The organism is Chryseobacterium sp. VD8 (assembly GCF_037149975.1).
Lineage (GTDB): Bacteria > Bacteroidota > Bacteroidia > Flavobacteriales > Weeksellaceae > Chryseobacterium > Chryseobacterium indicum.
In genome coordinates, this window is record NZ_JBBCQL010000426.1 from 1 (window position 1) to 1,238 (window position 1,238).

Genomic DNA, 1,238 nt, shown 5'->3' on the forward strand with positions numbered 1-1,238 from the left:
TTTTCCAATGTCATTATTTATAACACGATGATCGGTCAGCCACCTCAGACAATTGCCGCACAAATGGGCGTAAATCCTTATTTTATAAAAGATTATGCAGAATCGGCGAGATTGTATCCATTAAAACATGCAACCAGAGTCATTTCAATTTTAAGAGAATTCGACATGAAAGGAAAAGGATTGGGCGCAGTCAATATGAGCGAAGCAGAACTGATTAAAGAATTGGTTTACAAAATCATAAATGTCGATAAAATTAAGATGAAAGTATGATTTTGATAACTGTTGCTGACTAATTGACCTCAATTGTATCATCAACTAATAATCGGCATTTAAAAACTAATATCGAAATTCAACATATTAGATATTGACAACTATCATTAAAATAACTTTAAATAAACAGTAAAAATTCCGAAATTAGCACTCAGAAATTTTAAATTTTTTTGAAAAGCAGAATATGGAGCAAAACATTTTAGATTGTGTGATCGTTGGATCTGGACCTTCTGGTTTCACAGCGGCAATTTATGCAGCAAGAGCAGACTTAAAACCTGAACTGTACACAGGTCTGGAGCCGGGTGGACAATTGACTACAACTACTGAAGTCGACAACTTTCCGGGATATCCAAACGGAATTACAGGTCCTGAAATGATGATGGATTTGCAGAAGCAGGCTGAAAGATTCGAAACAAAAGTACATTATGAAATGATTACTAAAGTTGAATTTTCAAAAGAAGTAGGAGGAGTTCATAAACTGTACGCAGGAAATAAAGAAATTTTTGCCAGAACTGTGATTATTTCTACCGGAGCTACTGCAAAATATTTAGGTCTTGATGACGAAAAAAAATATAACGGAGGAGGAGTTTCCGCGTGTGCAACGTGTGACGGATTTTTCTACAGAGGAAAAGATGTTGTGGTGGTAGGAGCAGGAGATACCGCAGCAGAAGAAGCAACTTATCTTGCAAAGCTGGTGAACAAAGTAACCATGTTGGTAAGAAAAGATGAATTCAGAGCTTCTAAAGCAATGGTTCACAGAGTGAATAACACACCTAACATTGAAGTGAAATTCCACCACGAGTTAATCGGTATTGAAGGAGAAAATAACCTTGTGGAAAGAGCGGTAGTCATTAATAATCAGACTCAGGAAAAATCTACCATTGATGTTCATGGAATCTTCATTGTCATTGGTCACAAACCGAATACAGATATTTTTGTGGGACAGATTGATCTGGATGAAAACGGAT

The 1,238-nt window shown here is 36.2% G+C and carries 1 protein-coding gene and 1 pseudogene; both read left to right on the plus strand.

Annotation, left to right across the window (positions count from 1 at the left end; translation table 11 throughout):
- A pseudogene (locus WFK35_RS22825) lies at positions 1-270 on the plus strand (DNA polymerase III subunit delta); the annotation flags it as partial.
- Positions 271-454: 184 nt separating this feature from the next.
- Positions 455-1,238, plus strand: a 784-nt coding sequence (locus tag WFK35_RS22830; protein WP_336734937.1) for an NAD(P)/FAD-dependent oxidoreductase, incomplete at its 3' end; no start/stop codon positions are given.